Consider the following 25,693-nt stretch of genomic DNA (forward strand, 5'->3'; position numbering starts at 1 on the left):
TTCGGGGCAGCGCTGGAGCGGTTCGGGGCAGCGCTGGAGCGGTTCGGGGCAGCGCTGGAGCGGTTCGGGGCAGCGCTGGAGCGGTTCGGGGCAGCCGCGCGCCGGTTTGCGGCGGCGGCTGCCTCCTCGGGGCTCAGCTCGTCGAGGGGCCCCGCGCCGCCCGACAAACACCCTCTCCGGGGGCCGGGCAGCCCGGAGTCACCGCCCGGCGCCGCCGCCTCGGCTCAGCGCTGCTGCGCGCCGAACCGCGCCTTCGCCGCGTCCACCGCGGCCTTCGTCCACTTGTCGACCTCGTCGTCCGTCAAGGTCCGCTCCGGCGACCTGAACCACAGCGCGAACCCGAGCGAGTGCGTCCCGGCCGGCAGCTCGCTGCCGCGGTACCGGTCGAACAGCTCGACCTTCTCGCAGCGCTCCCCGGCCGTGCTCCGCAGCACCTCGATGACCTGGCCCGCCGGTACATCGAGCGGCAAGAGCAGCGCCACGTCGTGCCTCATCGCCGGGAACCGGCTCGGCTTCGCGGCCACCGGCGCCTTGTACGCCCCCGCGATCGCCGCGAGGTCGAGCTCCGCCACCACGACCCCGCTCGTGATCTCCAGCGCGTCGCGCACGTCCGGGTGCAGCTCCGCCACGTACCCGACCTCCCGACCGTCGAGCGTCACGCGCGCGCCCTTGCGGGGGTGCGCCCAGGGCGGCGGCTCGCCCTCCAGATCGAACGCCGGCGCCACGCTGCCCGCGAGCTCCGCCAGCACCGCCTCGACCACGCCCTTGCCGTCGTAGAAATCGACGTCCTCGGGCCGCGTCAGATAGCTGTCGCGCGGCCCCGCCAGGAGGACCGTCAGCCGCGTCGGCTCGTCGACCGGCGGCCGCTCGACCGGCGCCTGCTGCCCCGCGTCTCCGGCCCCGTTCGCGCCGGCCGCGCCCTCGGCTCCGCTCGATCCCGCCGCCTCGCCCTGGCGCGCCAGGAACACCTGGCTCACCTCGAACAGGCGCACCCGCGGCACGTTGTACCGCTGCGACCGCTGCGCGACCGTGAGCAGCCCCGGCACGAGCGACGGCCGCATCACCGACTTCTCCTCGGAGAGCGGGTTGAGCAGCCGCAGCAGCGACGCGCTGTCGTACCGCGCCGCCTTGAGCTCCTGCGGCGACAGGAACGAGTACGTCACCGCCTCGTGCAGCCCGATCCCGGTGCAGATCTGCCGCACCCTGCGCCGCAGCCGGTAATCGCCCTTCGCGCCCGCGGGCGCCGCCGCGACGTGCGGCAGCCGGCTCGGGATCTGGTCGTAGCCGGCGACGCGCGCGACCTCCTCGATGAGGTCGATCTCCTCGACGATGTCCGGCCGGTGCGCCGGCACCTCGACGACGAGCTGGTCCGCGAGCTCCGCCACGATCGAGATGCCCAGCGTCCCGAGGATCTCGCGCGTCCGCGCCGGCGCCTCGGCGCCGATGATCCGCTGGTACCGCGGCAGGCGCAGCGTCAGCCGGCGCGGGGCGCGCGGCGCGACGTACGCGTCGATCGGCTCGCCCGCCGCCCCGCCGCCCGCGAGTTCGCAGATGAGCGCGCTCCCGCGGTCGCGCGACAGCGGCACCCCCGAGATGTCCACCTCCCGCTCGAAGCGGTGCGACGCCTCGGTGTGGAAGCCGTACCGGCGCGCCGACCGGCGGATCCCGCGCGGCTCGAAGTACGCCGACTCGAGGAACACCCGCGTGGTCGTCGCCGTGACGCCGCTGTCCGCGCCCCCGATCACGCCGGCCAGCGCGACCACGCGCTCCGCGTCGGCGATCACGAGGTCGTCCTCGTTCAAGGACAGCTTCTGCCCGTCGAGCGCGACGAACGCCTCGCCCGGCCGCGCCATCCGGATCTCGACCGGCAGGCGCAGCGTGTCGAGGTCGAAGGCGTGGAGCGGCTGACCCCGCTCGAGCATCACCAGGTTGGTCGCGTCGACGATGTTCGTGATCGGCCGGACGCCGAGGCGGCCGAGCCGCACCCGCGCCCAGAGCGGCGAGGAGCCCACGCGGACGCCCTCGATCACCTGGCCGGCATACCGCGGGCAGCGCGCCCCGTCGCGCACCTCCACCGACGCTTGGCCGGCCCGCGCGAAGTCGTACTTCGGCGCGGCGACGGTCGGCGGCTGGAACGGGATGCCGAGCACCGCGGCCACGTCCCGCGCCACGCCCAGGTGGCCCAGCGCGTCGGGCCGGTTCGGCGTGACGCTGAGCTCGATGATCCAGTCCTCGAGGCGCGGCTCCCAGTCGAGCAGCGATTGCCCGGGCCGGCCTCCCTCGACCGTCAGGAGCCCCTCGTGGCTCGACCCGAGCCCGAGCTCGTCCTCGGCGCACAGCATGCCGGCCGAGGCGACGCCGGCGACCGCCTTCTCGGTCAGCGTGACGAGCGCGCCGCTGCGGTCGACGACCTGCGCCCCCACGGGCGCATAGCAGACGAGCGCCCGGGCCCCCGGCGCCGGGACGTTCTGCGCGCCGCACACCACCTCGACGCCCTCGCCGGCGCCGCCCGCGTCGACGCGGACCAGCGTGAGGCCCTTCTTGCTCGGGTGCGGCCGCGTCCCGACGACGGCCGCGAGGACGACCGGGCGCAGCGCGGCGCCGACGTGCGTCACGCGGTCCACCTCGAGCCCGCCGCGGCCGAGCGCCGATGTCACCGCGTCGACGCCGGGATCGGCGCCGAGGATCTCTTGAAGCCACTTGTAGGATATCAACATGGGAGTCGGGCCTGCGGAGAGCGGTGAGCCGGCTAGAGGCTTCCGAGGAAGCGGACGTCGTTCTCGTAGAAGGCGCGGATATCGTCGACGGCGAACTTCATGTTGGCCGTGCGATCCACGCCGATGCCGAACGCGAGGCCCGTGTAGACCTCCGGGTCGATTCCGACGTTCCGGAGCACCGTCGGGTGGACCATGCCGCACCCGAGCACCTCCAGCCAGCCAGTCCCCTTGCACTGCGGGCAAGCGCGGTTCGCGCCGAAGCAGACGAGGCAGGACACGTCGAGCTCGGCGCTCGGCTCGGTGAAGGGGAAGTAGCTCGGCCGGAAGCGCGTCCTCGTGTTCTCGCCGAACATCCGGCGGCTGTACACCTCGAGCAGGCCCTTGAGGTCGGCGAGCGACACGTCGCGATCGACGACGAGCCCCTCGATCTGCACGAACATGGGGCTGTGGCTCGCGTCGTCGTCGCGGCGATAGACGACGCCGGGCGCGACGATCATCACCGGGGGAGCGTGGGAGAGCATCTCGCGCACCTGCACCGGGCTCGTGTGCGTGCGGAGGAGCACGTTCTGCCCGGGATCGCCGGCCACGTAGAACGTGTCGTGCATGTCCATGGCCGGGTGATCCGCCGGGAACCCGAGGAGATCGAAGTTGTAGCGCGCGAGCTCGATCTGCGGCCCCTCGGCCACGTCGAACCCGAGCCCGACGAAGATATCGACGATCTCGTCGAGCGTCCGCATGATCGGGTGCGGCCGCCCCGGCGCGCGCCAGCGGCCGGGCAGGGTGATATCGAGCGGCGGCGCGGAGAGCTCCAGGTCGCGCGCGGTCCGCTTGATCCGCGCGGTCGCCAGCTCGCGGGCGCGCTCCACGCGGCCCTTCACGGCGTTGAGCCGCTGGCCGAGCTGCTTGCGCTCCTCGGGCGCCGCCCCGGGGAGCTGCTTCATCAGCGCATTGAGCGAGCCGCGGCGCCCAAGCAGGCTGGCATACAGGCGGTTCAGCTCATCGAGATCGCCGACGGCGGCGAACTGGACGTCCACCGTGCGATCGACCTCGTCGATGAGGCGGCCGAGTTCGGGACCACTCATTGCCGCCCCCTTACCTCAGAGGCCATGGCAACGCAAGATGTCACGTCCCGCGCAGCTCCTGCCTCCCCGCGCGGGACGTGGCGCGGCGTCCTGCGCCGGCAGCCGCGCCGCGCGCCCCGGCGGAGCAGCCCTCCCGGGCGACGCAGCCCCGCGCCGCGCGGCGCGCAACACCCCATGTCCACGCGGTCAACCTCGGGTTGACGGCCCTCCGCTCGCGACGGCCCGGTCCACCGGGAGAGCGTCGCCGCGCGCCGGCCCGCCCGCGCCGACTCCACGGACGCTCATCGCGCCGCACCGATCTGCTCGAGTGAGAGGCCCCTGCGAGCTCGTTGCGAGCGGCGCGCGTCAACCGCGGCTGTCGACCGCGTCAACCATGTCAACTCGAGGTTTACGGCGTCTCCATCGAGCTCTGTCCGTCTGAATCGAAAATCGCATCTCGACCAGGGTGAGAATGCCCTGGTCATGACGCCACGCTGGGCCTTTATGTCCCTGGCTCGTCGCTTGCTCTGAGCGAGGACGAACCAGGACGATCGCGGACGAACGTGTCCGCGCAGGGGCGCCGTGCGCGCTCCGATCGATGAACGGGCCACGTCAGGTGTGCTCGTCAGGGTGGTTTGCGCCCTGGCGACAGCCCTGCTGCCTGCGCTGGTGCAACGCCAACTCGCTACGAGAACGACGAACCCGTGAAGCCCATCTTCCATCTCTCTCTAGCGGCGCTCTTCGCGGCTCCGGCGGTCGTGAGCGCGCAGCCGCTGTCCCCTCCCGCGACGACCTCGCCTGGCCAGGCGGCCGACACGACGGGCGCGCCGGCCGATACGCCGGCCGCGCCGCAGCCCGGGAAAGACGCCTCGGAGGCCGTCGCCGCCGGGAGCGCCGAGCCGGCGCAGCCCGTGGGCCCGTCCCAGCAGCCGGCGACGAAGGAAGAGCCCAGCATGCCGCCGCAGGAGAAGGCGCCGGAGAGCGGGTTCTTCTTCGGCGGCGTCGGCCGCGCCGTCGCGGCCATGGACGGCGAGGGGGACGCGCCGCGCGACGCCGACATCGTCTTGAGGGGCTCGCGCCTCGACGAGTCCACCTTCGTCCAGCTCGACCTCGAGCGGCAAGATCACTGGCAGTCCACCGGCGCCACCACGCGCGTCGCCGTCCGCCTGGTCGTGGACGCGCCGACGCTCCATTACAACAACGCGCGGCCGTGGAACATCAACATGTCGCTCCGCAACGCCTTCGTCGAGGAGCGAGATCTCGGCCTCAAGGGGCTGAGCGTGTGGATCGGCTCGCGCCTCTACCGCGGTGACAACAGCGAGCTGCTCGACTTCTGGCCGCTCGACTGGCTGAACACGCTGGGCGGAGGCGTCCGTTACGACCTGCCCTCGAAGCGCACGTACTTCGCCGTCCACGCCGGCGTCAACCGGCCGCTCACGCCGTATTATCAGCAGGCGGTGGAGCGCCCGCCCGCGCTCAACCAGCCTGGCACGGCGAACGTCAACGTCCTCGACCGCCAGCGGCTCATCTCGAGCTTCAAGGCGAGCCACACCGTTCCTGTCGGGGAGAAGGGCGGCGTCAAGGGCGTCCTGTACGGCGAGCTGCACACGACGCCCGCCGGCAGGCGCGAGACGGCGGAGGCGGGCGTCTTCGAGGATCTGCCGCGCGACTCCGGGTACGTCATCGGCGCCCAGGTCAGCCCGTTCACCGGCGTGGACAACGGGCACCTGCACCTGTTCCTCCGTTATGCGGGCGACCTCGCGGCGTACGGCGAGTTCGGCAGCCCGTTTCAGCCCGCGCCGGACGGCACCGCGTCGGGCGCGCACGAGCTCATGGTCACCCTGAGCGGCAATTACGAGACGGGGCCGCTCGGCCTCATGGCCTCGGGGTACGTGCGCTCGTTCCGCAACGCGAGCGATTCGTTCGATTTCAGCGATCTCGACGAGGGCATCTTCGTCGTGCGGCCGCACGTCTACCTGCGCGACTGGGGCGGTATCGCGGTCGAGGGCTCGTACCAGGCGCAGCGGCGCGGGAGGGTCCCGCCGCCGGCCGATCCTGCGGCGCCCGGCGCGTCCCCCGGAGCGAGCCACCACAACGCGAGCGTCGTGCGCTTCGGGCTCGTGCCGTTCCTGAACGCGGCCGGCAAGGGCGACTTCAAGCGCCCGCAGTTCCGCTTCATCTGGCTCGTCTCCCGGCGCGACGACGGCGCGAAGGCGCTCTATCCGCGGGACGACGTGTTCAGCCAGCGCACGTGGGAGCATTTCATCGGCCTGAACGTCGAGTGGAACATCAAGGCGAGCCCGGCTTTCTGACGCGGCCACGGGGCGTCCGGGCTCCTCCGCGCGACATCGTCAATACGCTTAACAAACACAGGAAGGTCTCTGTCCATGAATCCAGTGAATCCTCGAGAGGTCGTGGTCCGCGCGACGGCGTCCCACAAGGGGAGGAAGCTCTCCGTGACGCCGGCCGACAGCCCGATGAAGCGCCTGCATTACGGTCGCATCCTGCTCGACCAGACCGCCCCGAAGGTGGTCTTCGAGACGTGCGGGCGCGAGGTGGGGCTGCTCTGCCTGGGCGGCCGGTGCGTGGTGCAGGTGAACGGCGGGGACACGATCGGGCTCGGCCAGTACGACGCCATCTACGTGCCTCGCGGCTCGACGGTGGCGGTCAGCACGACCTCCGCTGTCGACCTCGTCGAATGCGGCGCCGAGGTGGACGGGAATTACCCGATCCAGGTCGTGCGCTACAGGGACGTCGAGCAGAACCCGGCGCTCAAGTTCACGGCGGGCGGCGACGCGACGAAGCGCGAGCTCAACATCCTGATCGGCAAGAACGTGGACGCCGGCCGCATCGTCGCGGGCTTCACGCGCTCGGCCCCGGGGCACTGGACGAGCTGGCCCCCGCACGAGCACACCGAGATCCTCGAGGAGATGTACGTCTATTTCGATATGCCGCCTCCGGCGTTCGGCGTGCAGCTCGTCTACACGAGCCCGGAGGCGCCCGAGGTCGTCGCCGTGGTGCGGGACGGCGACGCCGTCCTGATGCCCGCCGGCTACCACCCGAACGTCGCGGCGCCCGGGCACTCGATCAACTTCGTCTGGCTCATGGCCGCGCACCGCGAGCGGGAAGATCGGGTGTTCGGCGTGGTCAACGTGCAGCCGGAGTTCAGCCAGCGCGGGTCCGGGCTCGAGGCGAGCCTCAAGTAACTACCCCGTGAGCGAGCCAGCGTCACGCGGGCTCAGGGAGTGAGGAGTGCTTCTCATGGTCATGAAATCGGAGCCCACCACGGGCATCGTCGAGGTGCCCGCGGAGGCGCCGCGCCGCGCAGACGCAGGCGCCGCCGCGCCGCACGCGGCGCCGCAGGCCGCCGCCGGGGTCGGGGGGTATCGCTGGGTGATCTGCGCCCTCCTGTTCACGGCGGCGACGATCAACTACGTCGACAGGCAGGTGCTCGGCGTCCTCAAGACGACGCTGCAGAAGGACCTCGGTTACAACGACATCGACTACGGCAACATCGTCACGTCGTTCCAGGCCGCTTACGCGATCGGCATGGTGACGATGGGCCGCCTCATGGATCGCATCGGGACGCGGCGCGGGTTCTCGTTCGCCGTCGGGTTCTGGAGCCTGGCGGCCGCCGCGCACGCGCTCGTGGGCAGCGCCGGGGGGCTCTCCGCCGCCCGGTTCGCCCTCGGCGTCGGCGAGGCCGGCATGTTCCCGGGCGCCATCAAGACGATCGCGGAGTGGTTCCCGAAGAAGGAGCGCGCGCTCGCGACCGGCCTGTTCAACTCGGGGACCAACATCGGCGCGATCGTGTGCCCCCTCGTCGTGCCGTGGATCGCGGTGACGTGGGGGTGGCGCGCCGCCTTCGCGCTGACAGGCGCGATCGGCGCGCTGTGGATCGTCGCCTGGATGATCCTCTATCGGCCCCTCGCGGAGAACCCGCGCGTCTCCGAGGCGGAGCGCGCCTACATCACGAGCGAGCCGTCGCCGCCCGCGGGCAAGGTCGGCTGGCTCGAGCTCCTCCCGCACCGCCAGACATGGGCGTTCGCGATCGGCAAGTTCATGACCGACCCGTTCTGGTGGCTCTACCTGTTCTGGGTCCCCGACTTCCTGAACCGCAAGCATGGATTGAACCTCCTCCAGATCGGCCCGCCCCTGGTCACGATCTACCTGCTCTCGGACGTGGGCAGCATCGCCGGCGGCTGGTTCTCCTCGACGCTGATGCGCCGCGGCTGGAGCGCGAACGCGGCGCGCAAGACCGCGATGCTCGTGTGCGCGCTCGGCGTCGCGCCCGTGTTCCTGGCGACGCGCACCGACTCGCTGTGGGTCGCCGTGCTCCTCCTGGGGCTGGCCACCGCCGCGCACCAGGGCTTCTCGGCGAACCTGTTCACGCTCACCACGGACATGTTCCCGTCGCAGGCCGTGGGCTCGGCCGTCGGCTTCGGCGGGATGGCCGGGGCGATCGGCGGAATGCTCATCGCGCAGATCGCCGGGCGCGTCCTGCAGCTCACCGGGAGCTACTCGACGCTCTTCGTCATGGCGGCGTCTGCCTACCTCCTGGCGCTCGCCATCATTCATGCGCTCGTGCCGCGGCTCGAGGCCGCGCGGTTGCGACGAGGATAGGACAATGACAAGCGATCTGTTTCGTCTGGATGGCAAGGTCGCGCTCGTCACGGGCTCGGCCACGGGGATCGGCGCCGCGATCGCGACGGCGCTCGCGGGCGCCGGGGCAGACGTCGCCTGTCACGGCAAGGACGAGCCGGGCGAGGCCACCATGGCCGCGATCCACAAGCTCGGTCGGCGCGCCATCGGGGTGTCCGCGGATCTCGCGGACCGCGCGGCCCACGCGGAGATCGTCCGGAGGACGAAGGCCGAGCTCGGGCGCCTCGACATCCTCGTGAACAACGCGGGGCTGATCCGGAGGTCGCCGGCGGTCGAGTACTCCGACGAGGACTGGGATCTCCTGATCGAGGTCAACCTGACGTCCGCGTTCCGCCTGTCGCGGATCGCTGGCAAGGAGATGCTCGAGCAGGGGTCGGGCCGGATCATCAACATCGCCTCGCTGCTCTCGTTCCAGGGCGGGATCCTGGTCCCGGCCTACGCGGCGTCCAAGGGCGGCGTCGCCCAGCTCACGAAGGCGCTCGCGAACGAGTGGGCGGCGAGGGGCGTCAACGTGAACGCGATCGCGCCCGGCTACATCGCCACGGACAACACGGCCGCGCTCCGGGCCGACGAGGGGCGCAGCCGGCAGATCCTGGAGCGCATCCCGGCCGGGCGGTGGGGAGAGCCGAGCGACATCGCCGGAGCGGCGCTGTTCCTGTGCTCGGAGGCGAGCAAGTACGTCCACGGCCACGTGCTGGTCGTCGACGGCGGGTGGATGAGTCGTTGAGGAGCCGAAGATGAAGATCCGCAATGCAAAGAGCTGTGAATGGGATCAGGTGAGCCTCGGGGAGGTGATGCTGCGCTTCGATCCGGGAGAGCGACGGATCCACACCGCGCGGACGTTCGAGGTCGGGGAGGGCGGGGGAGAGTACAACGTGGCGCGGGGGCTGCGGCGCTGCTTCGGGCTGCGGACCGCCATCGTCACGTCGCTCGCGGACAACCCCGTCGGGCGGCTGATCGAGGACCTCATGCTCCAGGGCGGGGTCGACACGTCGGCCGTGCGCTGGGTCCCGTACGACGGCGTGGGACGCGAGGCGCGCAACGGCCTGAACTTCACCGAGCGCGGCTTCGGCCCCCGCGCTGCCGTCGGCTGCTCGGATCGCGGCCACAGCGCGGCCTCCCGGTTGAGGCCAGGGGACCTTCCGTGGAAGGACCTCTTCGGCGAGCGCGGGGCGCGCTGGTTCCACACCGGCGGCATCTTCTGTGCGCTGTCCGAGACCACCGCCGGCGTGGCGCGCGAGGCGATGGAGGTCGCGCGCGCGCACGACGTGCGGATCTCGTACGACCTCAATTACCGGCCCTCGCTGTGGAAGAACTTCGGCGGCCAGGAGCGGGCGCGCGAGGTCAATCGCGCCCTCATGCCGTACGTCGACTGCCTGTTCGGCAATGAAGAGGACTTCGTCGCGGCCCTCGGCTTCGAGGTGTCGGGCGTGGACAGCAGCTACAGCCGGCTCGACACGGCGGGGTTCCGCCGGATGATCTCCGAGGTCGTCGCGGCGTATCCCAACATCTCGGTCGTGGCCACGAGCCTCAGGACGGCGAGGAGCGCGAGCGTCAACGGCTGGGGCGGTATCCTGTACTGTGACGGGGAGTTTTACGAGGTCCCGCAGCGGGACATCGAGATCCTCGATCGCGTCGGAGGCGGGGACTCGTTCGCCTCGGGGATCGTGTACGGCCTCCTGACGGGGCAGAGCCCGCAGTGGGCGCTCGAGTGCGGCGTCGCGCACGGGGCGCTCGCGATGTCGACCCCGGGGGACACCTCGATGGCGTCGCTGGGCGAGGTGCGGCGGGCGATGGGCGGGGCCAGCGCGAGGATCGAGCGATGAGCCGGCAGATGACCAGGGAGCAAGTCGTCCGCCGCATCGAGGAGATCGGCGTCGTCCCCGTGGTGCGAGCGCCCTCCGGAGCGCTCGCCGTGCGGGCCGCGCGCGCGCTGCTCGCGGGCGGCATCGAGGTCCTCGAGATCACGATGACGGTCCCGGACGCCCTCTCCGTCATGCACGAGATCGCCTCGCGCATGGGGAGCGACGTCCTCGTCGGCGCGGGCACCGTGCTCACCGCCGACGCCGCCCGCGGGTGCATCGAGGCCGGCGCGCAGTTCATCGTGAGCCCGGGGCTCAACCTCGACGTCATCCGCGCGGCGCACGAGCTCGGGAAGGCGGTCTTCCCCGGGGCGCTCACCCCGACCGAGGTGATCACGGCGTGGAGCGCGGGCGCGGACGCGGTGAAGGTGTTCCCGTGCTCGGCGATGGGCGGCGCGAAGTACCTGCGCGCGCTGCGAGGGCCGCTCCCGGACGTGAAGATGATGCCGACCGGCGGGGTCAACCTGTCGACGGCCAGGGATTTCATCGAGGCCGGCGCCGTGGCGCTCGGGGTCGGCGGCGAGCTCGTCGACACCGCCGCGCTCGCGGCCGGCGCGGACGGGGTCCTCACGGAGCGCGCGCGCGAGTTCCTGTCCGTGGTCAGGTCCGCGCGCGCCGAGCTCAAGAAGAGCGCACAGGCCTAGCTATCTCGAGGAGCAAAGAAGCATGAGCGACGTTCAGAAGAGAGATGTCCCGAGCCTCTCGCGCGTGGAAAGCGGCGAGGTGGAGTTCTTCACGCCGGAGCCGGGGCTCCGGCGGCGCGTGCTGGCCCACAACCCGAACCTGATGCTCGTCGAGCACCACATGGAGATCGGCTGGGCCGGGGCGCGCCACAGCCACCCGCACGACCAGCTCGTCTACGTCATCGACGGGCACCTCAGGTTCTCGTGCGGGGACGAGGCGTTCGAGGCGCGATCCGGGGACAGCTTCGTCGTCCGGGGGGGCGTCGAACACCAGGCCTGGGCGCTCCAGCCGTCCGTCGTGCTCGATGTGTTCACCCCCGCCCGCGAAGATTACATGGCCCGATCGCGCTAGCCCGCCTGTCTCTCCAGTCCACCAGTTGACCATTGCTTTGTACCGGCCCTGCGCCCGGCGCAGCGGACGTGTCTCGACCGAGGAGCCCATGAAACGCCGAACGTTCGCGATGTCGACACTCTTGCCCCTCCTGCTGGCCGCCTGCGGCGGCAACGAGCCGGGTCCTTCCAATCCTCCCGATGTCGTGCCGCCGGAGGAGCACGCCGAGGCCCTGGCCGCGATGAAGCGCGCGGCCACCTTCATGAGCGAGGAGGTCGCGTACAAGGGGGGGTACGTGTGGAGCTACCTCCCCGATCTCTCCCAGAGCTGGGGCGAGATGGAGGCGTTTCGCACCATGCTGTGGGTGCAGCCGCCCGGCACGCCGTCGATGGGTCACGCCTACCTGGACGCCTACCACGCGACCGGCGACGAGCTCTATTACAAGGCCGCCGAGCAGGTGGCCCTGGCCCTGATCGAGGCCCAGCACGAGGCCGGCGGCTGGAACTACATCTACGACTTCGCGGGCGAGGAGTCGCTCAAGAGCTGGTACACGAAGATCGGCCAGAACGGCTGGCGGCTCGAGGAGTTCCACCACTACTACGGCAACGCGACGTTCGACGACGCCGGCACCGCCGTGGCCTCGCAGCTCCTCCTGCGCATGTACCTCGAGAAGAAGGACGAGCGGTTCCGCGGGCCGCTCGAGAAGGCGATCAGCTTCGTCACCACGGCCCAGTACCCGGGCGGCGGCTGGCCGCAGCGCTTCCCGCTGATGAGCAAGGAGGAGGGCGTGCCCGACTACACGAGCCTCGTCACCTTCAACGACGACGTGGCCGGGGAGAACATCAAGTTCCTGATCATGTGCCGCATGGCGCTCGGCCAATCTGAGCTGCTCGACAACATCGAGCGCGCCATGGACAACTTCGTCGCCATGCAGCAGCCCGCGCCGCAGCCCGCGTGGGGTCTGCAGTTCACGCTCGAGGGCGAGCCGGTGGGCGCACGCACGTACGAGCCCACGGCGCTGACCACGCATACGACGGCCAACAACATCCAGCAGCTCCTCAATTTCTACGAGCTGACCGGGGACGAGAAATACATCGCCCGCGTACCCGAGGCGCTGGACTGGCTGGATAAGGTCAAGTTCACGCCGGAGCTCATCGAGCTCTTCCCCGATCGCACGCACCCCACGTACATCGAGATCGGGACCGACATTCCGCTCTACGTCCACCGGCGCGGCTCGAACGTCGTCAACGGCGAGTATTATTTCGACAAGAACCCCGAGAAGCCCATTGGCCACTACGGGCAGGCGCGCAAGCTGGACATCGCCGCCATGCGCAAGCGCCACGACGAGCTGAAGGCCAGATCGCCCGAGGAGCTGACGGCGGGCTCGCCCCTGAAGACCGACGAGCCGGCGGAGTTGCCGAAATACTTCTCGCTGCGCGAGGTGTCGCTCAGCGATCTCTACGTCGGCCGCACCATGACGACGACGCCGGTGACCGAGGCGGATGCGCAGAAGGTCGTCAGCGAGCTCAACGAAGAGGGCTACTGGCCGGTCAAGCTCACGTACATCACGAACCCCCCCATCGGCCCGGGCACCGCGGAGCCGTACCTCGAAGACGCCTACGCCACGACGCACGTCGGCGACCTCAGCGACACCTCGCCCTACGAGCCGAGCAAGGCGCCGGCGGGGTACCCGCCCAAGGAGGCGCCGACGGGCATCACCGTGGAGAGCTTCATCAAGAACATGGGCATCCTCATCGCCCACGTCGCGCCCGTCCAGTGAGCACCCCAGGGCGACCGCCGTCGCCCCGGGGTCGCTGGTGCCGCGTCGCTCAGGTTTGTTCCTGAGTTGATGAGAGAATGAACCACAGAGGCACAGAGGGCACAGAGGGAAGAGAAGAAGATAAACATCGTTCTCTCCTCTCGCTTTCTTTCTCTTTCCTCTGTGCCCTCTGTGCCTCTGTGGTTCAAATTCTCTTTCCGGAAGGAAACAGGGCAGGGGAGCGCGTTCACCCCGCCGTACACGGCGCCGCTGGACGCGGCCGACGCCAGGCTGAAGGACGTCGTCATGCGGTGCGCTGGTCCGAGGTAGCAGATCCAGCGCGCTGCACGCTCGATCTGCGGCGCGGGGGGCGTCGTCCGCGGCGCGGGGGGCGTCGTCCGCGGCGCGGGGGGCGTCGTCCGCCGCGCGGGGGGGCGTCGATCGAGCGGCTTCGCCCTGGCACCCTGCGTGCTTGGCGTCATGAGACCACGCGCAATCCACGTGACTCGATGCCGGCGGCGCGACGCCGGCGCGCGGTGGTGCAAGGAGTCGAAGCATGAGATTGCTTACTGTTGCCATGTCGGTGCTGAGCGTGGCTGTGGTGGGGCTCGGGTGCGGCAGCAGCCCGGGCGACGGCGGAGGAGCAGGCGGCGGAGGGGCGGCGAGCGCCTCCGGCGGGAGCGCCGGCGACGGGGGGTCGCCCGACATCGGCGGGCCCGGGCCCGGATCGAGCGGCACGGGCGACGGTAACCCGACGGGTGGAGATGGCACGTGCGCCAGCCAGACGGCGGCCGCGTCCCTCCAGCCGGTGTACCTGGCCTTCGCGTTCGACGTGTCGGGCAGCATGGGCAAGGGCGACAAGGACTGGCACGACAAGGCGCTCAAGTGGGATCCCGTTGTCGACGCGACCAAGCAGTTCTTCGCGGATCCCGGATCCGAAGGGCTCACGGCGTCGCTCACGTTCTTCCCCGCCGACGACGACAAGTGCTCGACGGACACCTACACGACGCCGGACGTTCCGCCGACGCCGCTCCCCTCCGACGCCTTCGCCGCGGCGATCGACGAGGTCGAGCCGGAGACGTCGGACGACTGGCGCGGCGGCACGCCGACCTCGTGGGTGATGCGGGGCACGAGCGCGTTCATCGAGGCGCAGCGCGCGCAGACCCCCGGCAAATACGCGATCGTGCTGGTGACCGACGGCTACCCCCAGGGGTGCGACGACGACTCCGACACGATCGATGCCGTCGTGGCCGACGCCCAGGAGGCGCTCGCGAGCAACGTGCTGACGTACGTCATCGGGGTCGCGAACCCGCCGCTCCCGGGCGCGCAGGATACCGTGTCCAGCCTGGACAAGATCGCCGCCGCGGGCGGCACGGAGGAGGCGGTCCTCATCGATACCGGCGATCCGTCGCAGACCACGGCCGCGTTCAAGGCGGCGGTCGAGCGGATCCGCAGCGCGTCGGTGTCGTGCACGCTCGGGATCCCGCCCGCGCCCGACGGCAGGACGTTCGACAAGGAGAAGGTCCGCGTGAACTACACGAGCGGATCGAACACGCCGACGTCGCTCCCGTACGACCAGAGCTGCGCGACGGCGGACGCCTGGCGCTACGACGAGCCCGCGAACCCGACGCAGATCGTGCTCTGCGGCGGCACGTGCGCCGCGGTCCAGGCGGACCTGGCGGCGGCCCTGAGCGTCGACTTCACCTGCGAGAGCGTGATCGAGGTCCCGCTCTGACCGGAGCAGGCCGCGCGCCCGCGCGGCGCGTCGGCGTCGTCGACCCGTGTCAACCACGAGTTGACACTGTGGACACGCGCCGTTGCACACCCACCGCGTGACACCGGACCACCACAGCAGCGATGAGGCTCGCATCCCCCGCCGCACGGCGTCGTCCGACGTCCTCCGACGCCGTCCGACGTCCTTCGACGTCATTTCCGGTGAACGTGGGAGTGCATGTTACAGTCCAGCAACGCCGCCGAGATGTTGTAGAACAGGGCGACGATGGCAACGGCGCAGGAGCGCGAGCGGAGGACCCTCGATCGGTACACGCTCCACGGCGTGATCGCCTCGGGGGGGATGGCGTCCGTCCACTTCGGGCGGCTCGTCGGCGCGCACGGCTTCGCCCGCACCGTCGCGATCAAGCGCCTGCACCCGCAGTTCGCCAGGGACCCCGAGTTCTCGTCGATGCTCCTCGACGAGGCGCGGCTCGCGGTGCGCATCCGCCACCCGAACGTCGTCACCACGCTCGACAGCGTGCAGGCCGACGGCGAGCTCTTCCTGGTCATGGAGTACATCGCCGGCGAGTCGCTCTCGAGCCTGCTGCGCGAGGCGAGCGCGCGGGGGGGCCGGGTGCCGCAGCCGGTCGTCTCCGCGATCGTCGCGGGCGCGCTGGCGGGCCTGCACGCGGCGCACGAGGCGACCGCCGAGGACGGGGCGCCGCTCCAGATCGTCCACCGCGACGTGTCGCCGCAGAACATCCTGGTCGGCGAGGACGGGATCGCGCGCGTGCTCGACTTCGGGATCGCGCGGGCGGCGGTGCGGAGCCAGGTGAGCCGCGTCGGGCAGCTCAAGGGCAAGCTCAGCTACATGGCGCCAGAGCAGCTCCGCGGGGCGCCGCTGACCCGCCGCGCCGACATCTACGCCGCGTCCGTGGTCCTGTGGGAGGCGCTCACCGGCCGCCGGCTGTTCACCGGAGAGTGCGACGCGGAGATCTACGGGCGGATCCTCGAGGGCGTCGTCCAGCCGCCGAGCGCGTTCGGCGACGTGCCCAGGGAGCTCGACGAGGTGGTGCTCCGGGGCCTCCAGCGGGACCCGGAGCGGCGCTACGCGACCGCGCTGGAGATGGCGGCGGCCCTGGAGGAGGCGCTGCCGCCGGCGAGCCCGCGCGCGGTCGGGGCGTGGGTCGAGGCGACGGCGGGGCCGCTGCTCGAGGCGCGGGCGAAGAGCCTCGCCGAGATCGAGACGTCCCAGCGGAGCGCCGTCCCGGCGGCGGCGCCGTCGAGCCCCGCCGCCGCGGCGCCGGCGCTGCGCGAGATCGAGACGAGCCCGGCGGGGCCCTCCGCCAACCGCGCGCGCCTGCCGCGGCCCTCGATGACGGTCGCGACGATGACGAGGACGGTCGAGGACATGGCTCGGCCGGCGGCCTCCGCGCTCGCGACGCCGGTCGCCGGGGCGGCGGAGCCGCGGGAGCCGAGGGGGTGGGGCACCCGCGCCACCTCGCTCGCCCTCGGGGCCGGCGCGCTCGTGCTGGCGGTGGTCGCCGGGCGCTGCGGCGCGAGCCCGGGGGTCGCGGCGTCGCCGGCCGAGCAGGCCAGCGCGGGCGCCTCCGCGGCGCCCGCCGCCGTGGCGCCGGCGCCCACGGCGAGCGCGCCCGCGGCGGGGGCCCTGGAGCCCGCAGCAGGGGCCTCCGCGCCGGCGGTGGAGGCCTCCGCGCCGACGGCGGCCCTCGGGCCCGCGGCGGGGGCTTCTGCGCCCGCGGCGGGGGCTTCTGCGCCCGCGGCGGTGGCCTCCGCGCCGGCCGTGGCCTCCGCGCCGGCCGTGGCCTCCGCGCCCGCGGCGAGGGCCTCCGCCGCGCGCGCGCCAGCGACCTCCGCGCCCGCCGCCGCGCAGACGGCGCCGGCCGCGCGGGAGCGCGCCGCGGCCACCGCGCGGCCGCGGTCGCGCTGCGTGCCTCCCTACTACGTGGACGGCAGCGGCATCCGGCGGATCAAGCGTGAGTGCCTCTGACCGGCGGAAGCGTGTAGCCTGCGCCGCGATGAAGCGGGTCCTCCTCGTCGCCGCGAGCGCGGCCGTCACGCTCCTCGCGGGCTCGCGCGCACGGGCGCAGGGCGTCGGCGAGACGTGCGCGGGCGCGTACGAGCAGGCGCAGCAGCTCGTGCGCGACCGGGCGCTCCTGCGCGCGCGGGCGGAGCTCCGGATCTGCCTGAGCTCGTGCCCGGCGACGCTCGCCGACGACTGCCAGCGCTGGAGCGAGATGGTCGAGCGGGACATGCCGAGCGTCGCGCTGTCGGCCACGTCCGCGGAGGGCGGCGCGCCGGGCCGCGTGCGGGTGCTCCTCGACGGCGCGCCGCTGGTCGAGGCGCTCCCGAAGGACCCGATCGAGGTCGATCCAGGGCGCCACACGCTGACGTTCGAGGACGCGGCGGGGACGCGCGTCGTCGCCATGGTCACGCTGTCGCCGGGCGACAAGGCGCTGCCGATCGTGGTGCGCTTCCCGGCGGCCGCGCCGGCGCCTCCGCCGCGCGCCGCGGGAGCCGCGGACGCCGCCGCGCCGGCGCGGCGGCGCTGGCCGCTCGTGCTCGTCGGCGCCGGCGCCGTGGCGCTCGGCGTGGGCGCGTTCCTCGGCGTCAAGGGGCACATCGATCGCGGCGAGCTCCGCGACAGGTGCGCGCCGAGGTGCTCGGCGGACGAGGTGGAGGCGATCGACCTCGCGTGGAAGGCCGGCGCGATCTCGGCCGGGCTGGGCCTCGCCGCGGCCGGCGTGGGCGCGCTGCTCTACTTCCAGCTCGACCCGGTCGCCCCCGCCGCGCCGGCCGCCGGCCTGTCCTTCTCACCCGACGGCGCCGCGCTCTCGCTGCGCGCCTCGTTCTGAGCGCTGCGCTCTCGCTGCGCGCCTCGTTCTGAGCGCCGCGCCGGGCGCCGTGGGTCAGCCCTTGCTGCGGATTCCGTAGCGCTCCATGAGCCGGTGGACGAGCTGCCGCGAGACCCCCATCGACGCGGCGGCCCGGGCGACGTTGCCGCCGTGGTCCCGGAGCTTCATGGCGATGTACGTCCGCTCGAACTGCTCGACCACCATGTCGCGCGCCTCGCGGAGCGGCAGCGCGGCGAACTGGGCGACGCCCATGTCGGCGGGCCGCGGCGCCACCTTGACGATCGCCTCCTCGGCGAGGTGCGGGAAGAGCACGAGCCGCGCGACCGTGTTGCGGAGCTCGCGCACGTTGCCCGGCCAGTGGTGCCCGCGCAGCAGCTCCAGCGCGTTCGGGGGCAGGTCGGCGAGCGAGCGCGGGGGCACCTGCGCCGCGAGGAAGCGCTCGACCAGCAGCGGGATGTCCTCCTTGCGCTCGCGCAGCGGGGGCACGACGGCCTCGACGACGGCGAGCCGGTAGTAGAGATCCTCGCGGAAGCTGCCCGAGCCGATGCGGCCCTGCAGGTCGCGGTGGGTGGCGGCGATGACGCGGGCGTCGAACGACGTGTACGCCGCCGCGCCGATGCGGCGGACCTGGCGCGCCTCGAGGGCGCGCAGCAGCTTCGGCTGGAGGTCGAGCGGGAGCTCGCCGATCTCGTCGAGGAAGAGCGTGCCGCCGCTCGCCTCCTCGAGGAGGCCGGCGCGCGCGGCCTGGGCGCCCGTGAAGGCGCCCTTCGTGTAGCCGAAGAGCTCGGCCTCGATGAGGTTGGGGGCGACGGCGCTGCAGTCGAAGACGACGAACGGGCCGCCGCTGCGCGGGCTCGCCGCGTGGATGGCGCGGGCGAGGACCTCCTTGCCGGTGCCCGACTCGCCGAGCAGGAGGATCGTCTCCGAGGTGGCCGCGGCGCGCTCGAGGCGGGCGAAGAGCGCGCGCATGGGGACGCTGCTGCCGAGCGCCTCGCCGAAGCTCGCGGACGTCGAGAGCGGGACGAGGACCGGGGAGCCGCCGACGCGGACGGTCAGCGGGACGCCGCCCAGCGAGGCGACGGCGCTCGGCGTGAGGAAGCCCTCGTGGATCAGGACGTCGTTGATGTACGTGCCGTTCTTGCTGCCGAGGTCGGTGAGGACGACGCCGCGGGGCGTGAGCCGGAGCTGGCCGTGGCGGCGCGACACGCGGGCGTCGGGGATGACGACGTCGCAGTCGGCGCTCGTGCCGAGCACGAGCGGCGCGACGCCGAGCGTGGCCTCGATCGGGGGGCTCTTCTGCGGGGTGACGACGAGGCGCAGGTCCGGGAGCTCGATCGCGTCGCTGCCGAGGGTCGTGATCGTCCGGGTGGCGTCGTGCATTGAGCGGGCGGAGACGGCGGGTGGACGGAAGAGTGGACGGAAGAGGAGACGGCCAGCATCTCCGAATCTCGTCCGGATTTCCAGCGCGCGGTGCTGCCCGGACGCTGGACGGCGCCGCGGTCGGGGTATCCTGTCCTTCGTGACGACGCCTGAGCTCACGCCGCCCGATGCGCCGGCCGATCTCGCCTTGCCCGAGCCGCTGTGGCGCGCTGTGTGCGCGGCGTACGGCGAGCCTGGGCGCGCGTACCACGACCTGGTCCACGTGCGCGAGGTGCTCGGCCGGGTGGGCGAGGTCGGCCGCGACGTCGGCTGGCGGAGGCCGCGCGAGGTGTTCCTTGCCGCGCTCTTTCACGACGCCGTGTACGTGCCCGGCCGTCACGACAACGAGGCGCGCAGCGCGGCGCTCGCGCGGGAGGCGGTCGCGCGCTGGCTGCCCGGCGAGGCGCTCGACGAGGACCTCATCGAGCGGCTCATCCTGCTGACGGCGCGCCACGGCGCGCTCGGGCCGGCGGACGTCGACGACGAAGAGGCCCTGTTCCTCGACTGCGACATGGCGATCCTGGGCAGCGATCCGGCGGCGTTCGACGCGTACGACCGGGCGATCGCCGCGGAGTACAGCGCCGTGCCGCCCGAGCTCTACGCCGCGGGCCGGCGGCATTTCTTCGAGAGGCTGCTCGCCCTCGAGCACATCTTCCTGTCGCCGTATTTCCGGGAGCGCCTCGAGGCGCGCGCGCGCGACAACCTGCGCCGGAAGCTCGAGGCGGGGTCGTAGCGGGGCGGAGCGGGCTCGCGGGAGACGGCGCGGAGTCAGGCCGGGGCGAGCGCCGCCCCACGCGCGCTCACCAGCTCTTGATGTCGCTCTTGCTGACGTGACACGTGCCGGTGTTCCACTGGCTCGCGCCGCCGTGGAGCTTCTCCGACTCGCCCATGTGGTCGGTGACGGCCCGGTACTCCTGGCAGATCTTCGGCTTGTCGTCGTCCTCGTCGTATCCCCCCTTGACGTAGAGGTTGGTGATCGTGACCGTATCGCCGTAGTTCTGGTTCGCGCCCGCGACCGTTGTCTTGACGCGGTCCACCCGGACGTTGTCGATGATCAGGTTGCGAGGGCCGCCGTTGGCGGTGCAATCGCCGCAGGAGCGCCAGAGCTTCCCGAAGTCGGCGATGTACGAGTTCGTGACGATCGTCGTGGATCCGCCCTTGGCGTTGTGCTGGAAGATCTTGTCGGCGGAGTGCAGGGCGATCGAGCTGTTGATGCGCATCGTCGCGCCGTCCTTGCTGTTGGTCGCGGCGTCCTCGCAGACGTCCTCCCAGTAGACGTGATCGAGCGTGCAGTCGCCCTTGCAGACGATGCCGTTTCCGCCGGGGAGGCCGCCCGCGATGATGAGGTTCTTGACGGTGACGCCATCCTCGACCTCGAACACCGTCTTCTGGCCCTCGCCGTCGTCGCAGTCGGCGGTGTTGTTCACGCCGATCTTCTGGTTGTTGAAGTCGTAGACGTCCTGCCCGCCGTTCGCCGCGTTCTTCAGCACCGTCGTCTGGGTCCTGATCTCGCCGTCGCCGTTCGTGGGCGTCGGGATCGCCATCGGGATCTCGTCGCCGAGCGGCTCCTCGCCGCCGGTGCCGCCGGTGCCGCTGCTCGTGGTGCTCGCGGCCGTGGTGCTCGCGCTCGTGCTGCCCGAGGTCGTGCTGCCCGAGGTCGTGCTGCTCGCGCTCGTGCTGCCCGAGGTCGTGCTGCTCGCGCTGCCGCCGCCGGTGCCGCTCCCCGCGGTCGTGCTCCCGCCGGTCGCGACGGTGCTGCTGCTCGAGCTGCTGCCCCCCTGGCCGTCGTCCGGCGTCGCCGCGTCGTCCGAACAGCCGAGCTGGGAGGCGCCGGCGGCGCCGATCACGAGCAGCAAAGTGAAAGCTGACTTCAATCCGAATCTCATCTCGCTACCTCTCGTTCTGGATTCACGATGACGGCCCGCGGACCCCGGGCTGGCCTCTGGGTCGACTCCGACACGAATGCAAACGGCGATCCAGGGGGTGCGGCGGACTTCGGGCGCCGCGCGGGCGTGGGCTGCGGCCGGAGTGTCAACGTGAGGTCGACACCGGTTGACGCTCGCGGTTGACGCGCACGGGCTCTGGGCGGCGATCTTTCGATCGGATCCACGCCGGCCGGTCGGCGCGCGCTCTGCAGCTCAGTAGATCGGGTCGTCCTTGCAGCCGAAGATCACCTTGACGGAGCCGGCGCCGGTGCTCGCCACCTGCTCGCACGCGGGGCCGTGGAGCTTGATGGTCATCATGTCGGGCCCCGTGTAGCTCCAGCCGTTCGTGCCCGTGGTGTCTTGCATGACCGCCTGGTCCCCGACGAACACGCCGACGTGGTCCGGGTTCGGCGGCGGCGCGCTCAGCGGGAACAGGCAGGTCGAGACCTCTCCCGTGATCGTCAGCAGCGACGTCACGAGCTCGTCCCTCGTGGCCGCGAGGTAGAACCTGGGCGCGAGCGGATCCGGGTCCTGGCGCGGCTCGAGCCCCGCGACGGCGAGGCCGTTGAGCGCCTTGACCTTGCTCTCTTGCGACGCGATCCCGACCACGAACGTATGGAATCCGGCGGCGGCCGCGTTCGTCACCGCCTGCACGGCGAACTCGTCCGAATCGCTCTTGGGGCACGACGGGTCTCCGTCCGTCGCGAGCAGGATGTACTTCGGGTCGTCGTTCTGGATCGCCTGCAGGTACTCGACCGCCTTGTTGATGGCGTCGCCTGTCGGCGTGCCGTCCCCCTCGGGGGTCGTGCTCGAGATTGCCTGATTCACCGTGGGCGCGTTGTTGCTCGCGATCGGGATCAGGATATCGCGCGGGAAGCTCTCCTCGGTGCAGGTGCCTGTCCTGTCGCCCTGTGGGAACACCTTCAGGCCCCAGGAGGCCGCCTCGTTCGTCGCCGCGATCACCTCCTGCAAGGCGGGCACGACGATGTCCCATTTCGACGGTGTGCCCTCGTCCCCGCTCGGATCGTCCTGCATCGACGCCGAGCGATCGAGGACGAGCAGGATGCTGGCCGGCTTGCGTTCGACGTCGAAGTTCTGACGCCCGCAGTCCACTTGCTCTCCGCCGGTCGTGGCGCCAGGGGTGAAGTCGCCTCCGGGGTCGCCCCCCGCCGCGCCGCCGAAGTCGTCGACTCCGGGGCCGGCGCCGGTGCCCGGATCGCCGCTGCTGCCATCGCTGCTTCTGTCGCTGTCGCTGCTCGTCGCACAGCCCGACAGCGCTGCCAGTACCACGACGGAACAAACCAAGAATGCTCTCCGCATGCTGCCTCCCGTGAGCGGACTCCGGGTGACGCCCTCACGGTCGCTCTGCCGGCGCCTGCGCTCCCGGGCAGGGGCCAGCAGGCGCGTCAGCGAGTGTCCTGCGTCACCGAAACCTTTTGCTGGATTCCCACGATGCGCGCGGCGGGCTCAGGGCGCCCGTGCGCTGCTCGCGGGGGAGTTCACGGCAAGGAGCGTGCCCTGGCGCGCAGGGGGCCGAGGGCGCGCTCGTCGCGTGCTGACGGGTATACTCGATGCATCACTCGAGATCGTCCGCGAAGCTCTCGAGCCAGCCCTCGATGTCCTCGGTCGGGACGACCAGCGGCCGCGAGGTCGGCTCTGCCGTCGGGTAGCCCCCCACCTCGTCCTGGCTGTTCACGAACATGCCGCCGCCGGACAGGACTTCTGCGACGATGCGCAGATCGACCTCGTCGCGCTCTCTGGGCCGCGCGCCCGCGTGCGCGAGCACCGAGTCCAGGACCGACACCGCGGGGAGCGCCACGAGGCCCTCGGGCCACGCGGGCTTCTCGGGGAGGACGACGATCTGCGGGGAGACGATGGGCGCCGCTTCGCCGACGGCATCCACGGCGATGTTGTCCTCGAGGTAGGCGGATCCCAGGGAGTTGGTGCCCACCATCGGGAGCCCCGGCATCGTGTTGGCGCCGTGCCGCATGTAGTTGCCGACGATGCTGACCCTGGGGGGTTCCGGTGTGACGCCCGAGCTCTCCCACTCACGGACGACGGGGCCGAGCCGCATCGCCCACCTGCCGGGGTTGTAGACGACGTTGTTCACGATCGCCCCGGTCGCGAACCCCTTGTACCAGGGGCTTCGCTCGTTGTTGTGGGCGTAGAGATTGCCGACGACGGTGACGTCGGTGCAGTGATCGTGCACGAGAGTGCCCATGGAGTGGGAACCCTTCTCGTGAATCGACTCGGCGAGCCCTTCGGCGATGATGTTGTTGCTGAGGGTGACGCGGCGCGACGTGCCGGTGGGGCCGTCGAAGCGGGGGCCCGAGACCGACAGGTTCTCGTCGACGCCCCAGGCCACCGAGCAGTGGTCGATCACGATATTGTACGCCGAGGCCCCGTCCGTCGTGACATCGGGCTCGAACCCGGATGCCGGCGCGGCCCCGGCGTCGCCCATGCGGAAGCGGAGGTGCTGGATCCGCACGTCGTGGGTGCTGATCCTCATCCCGCCGCGGATCAGCGTGATGCCCGGCGAGGGCGCTGTCTGGCCGGCGATCGTGACGAACGGCTCGGTGACGTTGAGGCGGGCCTTGTTCAGATCGATGATCCCGCCGACCTCGAACACGATGATGCGCCGCCCCGGCGTCTGGATCGCCTCGAGCAGCGATCCCGGGCCGTCCGCGTCGAGGGTCGTCACCTTGATGACGTTGCCCACGTCCTCGACGGGTCCCGAGCCACCGGCGCCGCCCGAGCCACCGGCGCCGCCGGAGCCACCAGCGCCGCCGGAGCCACCAGCGCCGCCGGAGCCTCCAGCGCCGCCCGAACCCACGGTGACCGAGCCGCCCGAGCCACCGGCGCCGCCCGAGCCACCGGCGCCGCCCGAACCCGCGGTGGCCGAGCCGCCCGCTCCGGCCGAACCGCCTGAACCGATGGTAACCGAGCTGCCCGTCCCGCCCGAGCCACCGGCGCCGCCCGAGCCGATGGTGGCAGAGCCGCCGGGCCCGCTGGCTGAGCCGCTGGTCGCCGTGCCTCCATCGGGATCGGTCGAGCATGCCGCAAGTATCATGAGCATCGCCAGGGCGCCCGCGTCGGACGCTCGGCGAGCGCGGAGGAATCGAATGTGCACTGGTATCTCCGTTGTCGAGGTGGACTCAGCTCCGAGAGGTCCGGCTTTGCAGGGAAGCTTCGACGATCGATCTCGCCCACGCCCGCGCCGGCCATCACGATCGCCGGTACATCCGCGCTGCTGTCCACCGTGTAGCGGTGGTGTCCTGAGAGGCGCCGAGCTCGTCGTGCCCGAGGGGGCAGCCAGCGCATCGCGCAGCCCAGACCACGCGTGAGGTGCCGGCCGCCGGACCGGCCGGAGCCGCACCTCCTCCGTGAAGGCAAGCAATCACGATGCCGCCCTCTCCAGGCCGCCCGCCGACAAGCGTTCGGACCCGCTGGAAGCCGCGCTGTGCTCGCGGCGTCGAGGCGCTTGTCGCAGCGGGCCGTGAGCTCGCCGAGTCAACCGCGGGTTGACGTGCTTGACGGCGCCGACCCACGACGTGTCAACCGCGCGTTGACCAGCGGCCATCGACGGGATCTTCGCCGACGCCTCGTGGATAGCCGTTCACGTCAGCGCCGGGCAGGTCCACGGCTACCGCCTGCCAGGCCCGGACGCCCAGCGCTACCAGCGCATCGTGCCGCAGATGGGGCGCTATCCTTCGGCGGCGCTGGGGCTCGACCTGGCGGTCAGCCCGCGGGCGGATTGCGCGCCCGCGCGCTCGGCGCTCACCCCTTCCAGCCGGGCGGCGGCTTGGCGAAGCCCGTCTCGGCAGGGAACGGGCTGGCGGTCTCGCGCTGGGAGAGCCCGTCGACGTCGATCCCGAGCGCCCGCAGCCCCTCGCGCTGCTCGTAGCGGATCACCAGCACGGCCGCGGGCTTCGGCGTCGCCCGTTCGAACTGCGTCGAGGTGATGCGCGACTCGCGCCGCTCGCCGAACGTCGTGCCGAGCCCCTTCGGCGCCGCGGGGGCGGGCACGAAGCCGGGGGCGGGCGGGGGAGCCGCGGGCGACAGCGTCGGCGGGCGAGCCGCGGGCGCCGGCGCGGGCGGGCCGAACGCCTGAGGTGCCGGCGGCGCGCCCAGCGCGCCGGGGGGCGCCCCGCCGAACGGCGGAGGCGGCCCGCCGAACGGCGGCGGTGAGACGGGCGGCGGGGGCGGCGGGGGCGGGGGCGCCAGCTCCTCGAACACCGCCACGCCGATGACTCCCACGTTGCGCGGCTTGCCGATCTTCGCGGCATACGATTGCTCGATGCTCCCGAACCGGAACGTCGCGACCTCGCTGTCGCTGATGCGGAATCCGGTGAAATCGAACGAGTCGCGAGGCCTGATCACGAGGCCGCGCAGGTCGAACGAGGCGTCCTTGCCGCTCTGCACGTCGAGCCCATCGACCGACGGCACCACCTCCACGCGCCCGCCGGTCAGGTTCCGCACGCGCAGCGCGTACCGCTGGCCCGACCGCCCCTCGACGTACGTCGTGTCGCGGTGAACGTACTCCCGCGTCGGCGTGAGCGCGCCGCCCTCTTCGACGAGCAGCTCCACCTCGACGATCCCCTTCAGATCCCGCATGCGACTTCCCCTCTCCTCGCGTCGCCCGTCCCCGCGGCGCGACGGCAAACGTCCGGCAGATACGTGAACCT

Annotated in this window: 20 protein-coding genes; 13 read left to right on the plus strand and 7 right to left on the minus strand. The window is 71.9% G+C overall.

Annotation, left to right across the window (positions count from 1 at the left end):
* Positions 1 to 224 precede the first annotated feature (224 nt).
* The gene (gene pheT / locus WME96_RS17405) at positions 225 to 2,717 is read right to left on the minus strand and encodes a phenylalanine--tRNA ligase subunit beta (protein WP_437291236.1); all 2,493 of its coding nucleotides are present in this window, start codon (positions 2,715 to 2,717) and stop codon (positions 225 to 227) included.
* A gap of 32 nt (positions 2,718 to 2,749) precedes the next feature.
* A complete protein-coding gene (pheS, locus tag WME96_RS17410) occupies positions 2,750 to 3,799 on the minus strand; it encodes a phenylalanine--tRNA ligase subunit alpha (RefSeq protein ID WP_437291237.1) in 1,050 nt (349 codons plus the stop codon).
* 683 nt (positions 3,800 to 4,482) lie between these two features.
* Between pheS and WME96_RS17415 the strand changes: the two genes are divergently transcribed.
* The 11 genes from WME96_RS17415 to WME96_RS17465 all read left to right on the plus strand — a co-directional run bounded on the left by WME96_RS17415 (position 4,483) and on the right by WME96_RS17465 (position 17,664).
* On the plus strand, positions 4,483 to 6,090 hold the full coding sequence (locus tag WME96_RS17415; protein WP_437291238.1) for a carbohydrate porin: 1,608 nt from the start codon (positions 4,483 to 4,485) through the stop codon (positions 6,088 to 6,090).
* A 75-nt stretch (positions 6,091 to 6,165) separates the two neighbouring features.
* A complete protein-coding gene (locus tag WME96_RS17420) occupies positions 6,166 to 6,984 on the plus strand; it encodes a 5-deoxy-glucuronate isomerase (protein ID WP_437291239.1) in 819 nt (272 codons plus the stop codon).
* 94 nt (positions 6,985 to 7,078) lie between these two features.
* Positions 7,079 to 8,401: an MFS transporter gene (locus WME96_RS17425; protein WP_437292328.1), complete on the plus strand. Its 1,323-nt coding sequence runs from the start codon at positions 7,079 to 7,081 to the stop codon at positions 8,399 to 8,401.
* 4 nt (positions 8,402 to 8,405) lie between these two features.
* Positions 8,406 to 9,167, plus strand: a complete 762-nt coding sequence (gene kduD / locus WME96_RS17430) for a 2-dehydro-3-deoxy-D-gluconate 5-dehydrogenase KduD (protein WP_437291240.1) — start codon at positions 8,406 to 8,408, stop codon at positions 9,165 to 9,167.
* A gap of 10 nt (positions 9,168 to 9,177) precedes the next feature.
* Positions 9,178 to 10,266: a PfkB family carbohydrate kinase gene (locus WME96_RS17435; RefSeq protein ID WP_437291241.1), complete on the plus strand. Its 1,089-nt coding sequence runs from the start codon at positions 9,178 to 9,180 to the stop codon at positions 10,264 to 10,266.
* 8 nt (positions 10,267 to 10,274) lie between these two features.
* On the plus strand, positions 10,275 to 10,946 hold the full coding sequence (locus tag WME96_RS17440) for a bifunctional 4-hydroxy-2-oxoglutarate aldolase/2-dehydro-3-deoxy-phosphogluconate aldolase (RefSeq protein WP_437291242.1): 672 nt from the start codon (positions 10,275 to 10,277) through the stop codon (positions 10,944 to 10,946).
* A gap of 22 nt (positions 10,947 to 10,968) precedes the next feature.
* On the plus strand, positions 10,969 to 11,337 hold the full coding sequence (locus WME96_RS17445) for a cupin domain-containing protein (RefSeq protein WP_437291243.1): 369 nt from the start codon (positions 10,969 to 10,971) through the stop codon (positions 11,335 to 11,337).
* 88 nt (positions 11,338 to 11,425) lie between these two features.
* The gene (locus WME96_RS17450; RefSeq protein WP_437291244.1) at positions 11,426 to 13,096 is read left to right on the plus strand and encodes a pectate lyase; all 1,671 of its coding nucleotides are present in this window, start codon (positions 11,426 to 11,428) and stop codon (positions 13,094 to 13,096) included.
* Between the two features lie 535 nt (positions 13,097 to 13,631).
* On the plus strand, positions 13,632 to 14,810 hold the full coding sequence (locus WME96_RS17455; RefSeq protein ID WP_437291245.1) for a vWA domain-containing protein: 1,179 nt from the start codon (positions 13,632 to 13,634) through the stop codon (positions 14,808 to 14,810).
* A 264-nt stretch (positions 14,811 to 15,074) separates the two neighbouring features.
* On the plus strand, positions 15,075 to 16,799 hold the full coding sequence (locus WME96_RS17460) for a serine/threonine-protein kinase (protein WP_437291246.1): 1,725 nt from the start codon (positions 15,075 to 15,077) through the stop codon (positions 16,797 to 16,799).
* Positions 16,800 to 16,827: 28 nt separating this feature from the next.
* Positions 16,828 to 17,664 (plus strand): hypothetical protein, encoded by an 837-nt coding sequence (locus tag WME96_RS17465; RefSeq protein ID WP_437291247.1) that lies wholly within the window; start codon positions 16,828 to 16,830, stop codon positions 17,662 to 17,664.
* 54 nt (positions 17,665 to 17,718) lie between these two features.
* Here WME96_RS17465 and WME96_RS17470 read toward each other — a convergent pair whose 3' ends face one another.
* Positions 17,719 to 19,044 carry a sigma 54-interacting transcriptional regulator gene (locus tag WME96_RS17470; RefSeq protein ID WP_437291248.1) on the minus strand — a complete coding sequence of 442 codons (1,326 nt, stop codon included), beginning with the start codon at positions 19,042 to 19,044 and terminating at the stop codon, positions 17,719 to 17,721.
* Positions 19,045 to 19,183: 139 nt separating this feature from the next.
* Between WME96_RS17470 and WME96_RS17475 the strand changes: the two genes are divergently transcribed.
* Positions 19,184 to 19,816 (plus strand): HD domain-containing protein, encoded by a 633-nt coding sequence (locus WME96_RS17475; RefSeq protein ID WP_437291249.1) that lies wholly within the window; start codon positions 19,184 to 19,186, stop codon positions 19,814 to 19,816.
* A gap of 67 nt (positions 19,817 to 19,883) precedes the next feature.
* Here the strand turns inward: WME96_RS17475 and WME96_RS17480 are convergent, their stop codons facing one another.
* Positions 19,884 to 20,627 (minus strand): pectate lyase, encoded by a 744-nt coding sequence (locus tag WME96_RS17480; RefSeq protein WP_437291250.1) that lies wholly within the window; start codon positions 20,625 to 20,627, stop codon positions 19,884 to 19,886.
* Between WME96_RS17480 and WME96_RS17485 the strand changes: the two genes are divergently transcribed.
* Entirely contained in the window at positions 20,608 to 21,000 is a 393-nt protein-coding gene (locus WME96_RS17485) for a hypothetical protein (protein WP_437291251.1), read from the plus strand. The two genes, WME96_RS17480 and WME96_RS17485, sit on opposite strands and share 20 nt — an antisense overlap.
* Before the next feature lie 221 nt (positions 21,001 to 21,221).
* On the opposite strand, the gene WME96_RS17490 is transcribed toward WME96_RS17485, so the two are convergent.
* The 3 genes from WME96_RS17490 to WME96_RS17500 all read right to left on the minus strand — a co-directional run bounded on the left by WME96_RS17490 (position 21,222) and on the right by WME96_RS17500 (position 25,622).
* Entirely contained in the window at positions 21,222 to 22,298 is a 1,077-nt protein-coding gene (locus WME96_RS17490; protein WP_437291252.1) for a vWA domain-containing protein, read from the minus strand.
* Between the two features lie 286 nt (positions 22,299 to 22,584).
* Positions 22,585 to 24,078, minus strand: a complete 1,494-nt coding sequence (locus tag WME96_RS17495) for a pectate lyase family protein (RefSeq protein ID WP_437291253.1) — start codon at positions 24,076 to 24,078, stop codon at positions 22,585 to 22,587.
* Between the two features lie 707 nt (positions 24,079 to 24,785).
* On the minus strand, positions 24,786 to 25,622 hold the full coding sequence (locus WME96_RS17500; protein ID WP_437291254.1) for a hypothetical protein: 837 nt from the start codon (positions 25,620 to 25,622) through the stop codon (positions 24,786 to 24,788).
* Between the last annotated feature and the right edge of the window lie 71 nt (positions 25,623 to 25,693).

The organism is Sorangium sp. So ce406, from assembly GCF_051474675.1.
Lineage (GTDB): Bacteria > Myxococcota_A > Polyangia > Polyangiales > Polyangiaceae > Sorangium > Sorangium cellulosum_G.

Bases quoted from the DNA above. Each gene is read 5' to 3' on its own strand.
- pheT (WP_437291236.1), bottom strand. From the start codon at position 2,717: ATGTTGATATCCTACAAGTGGCTTCAAGAGATCCTCGGCGCCGATCCC.
- pheS (WP_437291237.1), bottom strand. From the start codon at position 3,799: ATGAGTGGTCCCGAACTCGGCCGCCTCATCGACGAGGTCGATCGCACG.
- WME96_RS17420 (WP_437291239.1), top strand. From the start codon at position 6,166: ATGAATCCAGTGAATCCTCGAGAGGTCGTGGTCCGCGCGACGGCGTCC.
- kduD (WP_437291240.1), top strand. From the start codon at position 8,406: ATGACAAGCGATCTGTTTCGTCTGGATGGCAAGGTCGCGCTCGTCACG.
- WME96_RS17435 (WP_437291241.1), top strand. From the start codon at position 9,178: ATGAAGATCCGCAATGCAAAGAGCTGTGAATGGGATCAGGTGAGCCTC.
- WME96_RS17440 (WP_437291242.1), top strand. From the start codon at position 10,275: ATGACCAGGGAGCAAGTCGTCCGCCGCATCGAGGAGATCGGCGTCGTC.
- WME96_RS17445 (WP_437291243.1), top strand. From the start codon at position 10,969: ATGAGCGACGTTCAGAAGAGAGATGTCCCGAGCCTCTCGCGCGTGGAA.
- WME96_RS17450 (WP_437291244.1), top strand. From the start codon at position 11,426: ATGAAACGCCGAACGTTCGCGATGTCGACACTCTTGCCCCTCCTGCTG.
- WME96_RS17455 (WP_437291245.1), top strand. From the start codon at position 13,632: ATGAGATTGCTTACTGTTGCCATGTCGGTGCTGAGCGTGGCTGTGGTG.
- WME96_RS17460 (WP_437291246.1), top strand. From the start codon at position 15,075: ATGGCAACGGCGCAGGAGCGCGAGCGGAGGACCCTCGATCGGTACACG.
- WME96_RS17465 (WP_437291247.1), top strand. From the start codon at position 16,828: ATGAAGCGGGTCCTCCTCGTCGCCGCGAGCGCGGCCGTCACGCTCCTC.
- WME96_RS17470 (WP_437291248.1), bottom strand. From the start codon at position 19,044: ATGCACGACGCCACCCGGACGATCACGACCCTCGGCAGCGACGCGATC.
- WME96_RS17480 (WP_437291250.1), bottom strand. From the start codon at position 20,627: ATGGCGATCCCGACGCCCACGAACGGCGACGGCGAGATCAGGACCCAG.
- WME96_RS17495 (WP_437291253.1), bottom strand. From the start codon at position 24,078: ATGATACTTGCGGCATGCTCGACCGATCCCGATGGAGGCACGGCGACC.
- WME96_RS17500 (WP_437291254.1), bottom strand. From the start codon at position 25,622: ATGCGGGATCTGAAGGGGATCGTCGAGGTGGAGCTGCTCGTCGAAGAG.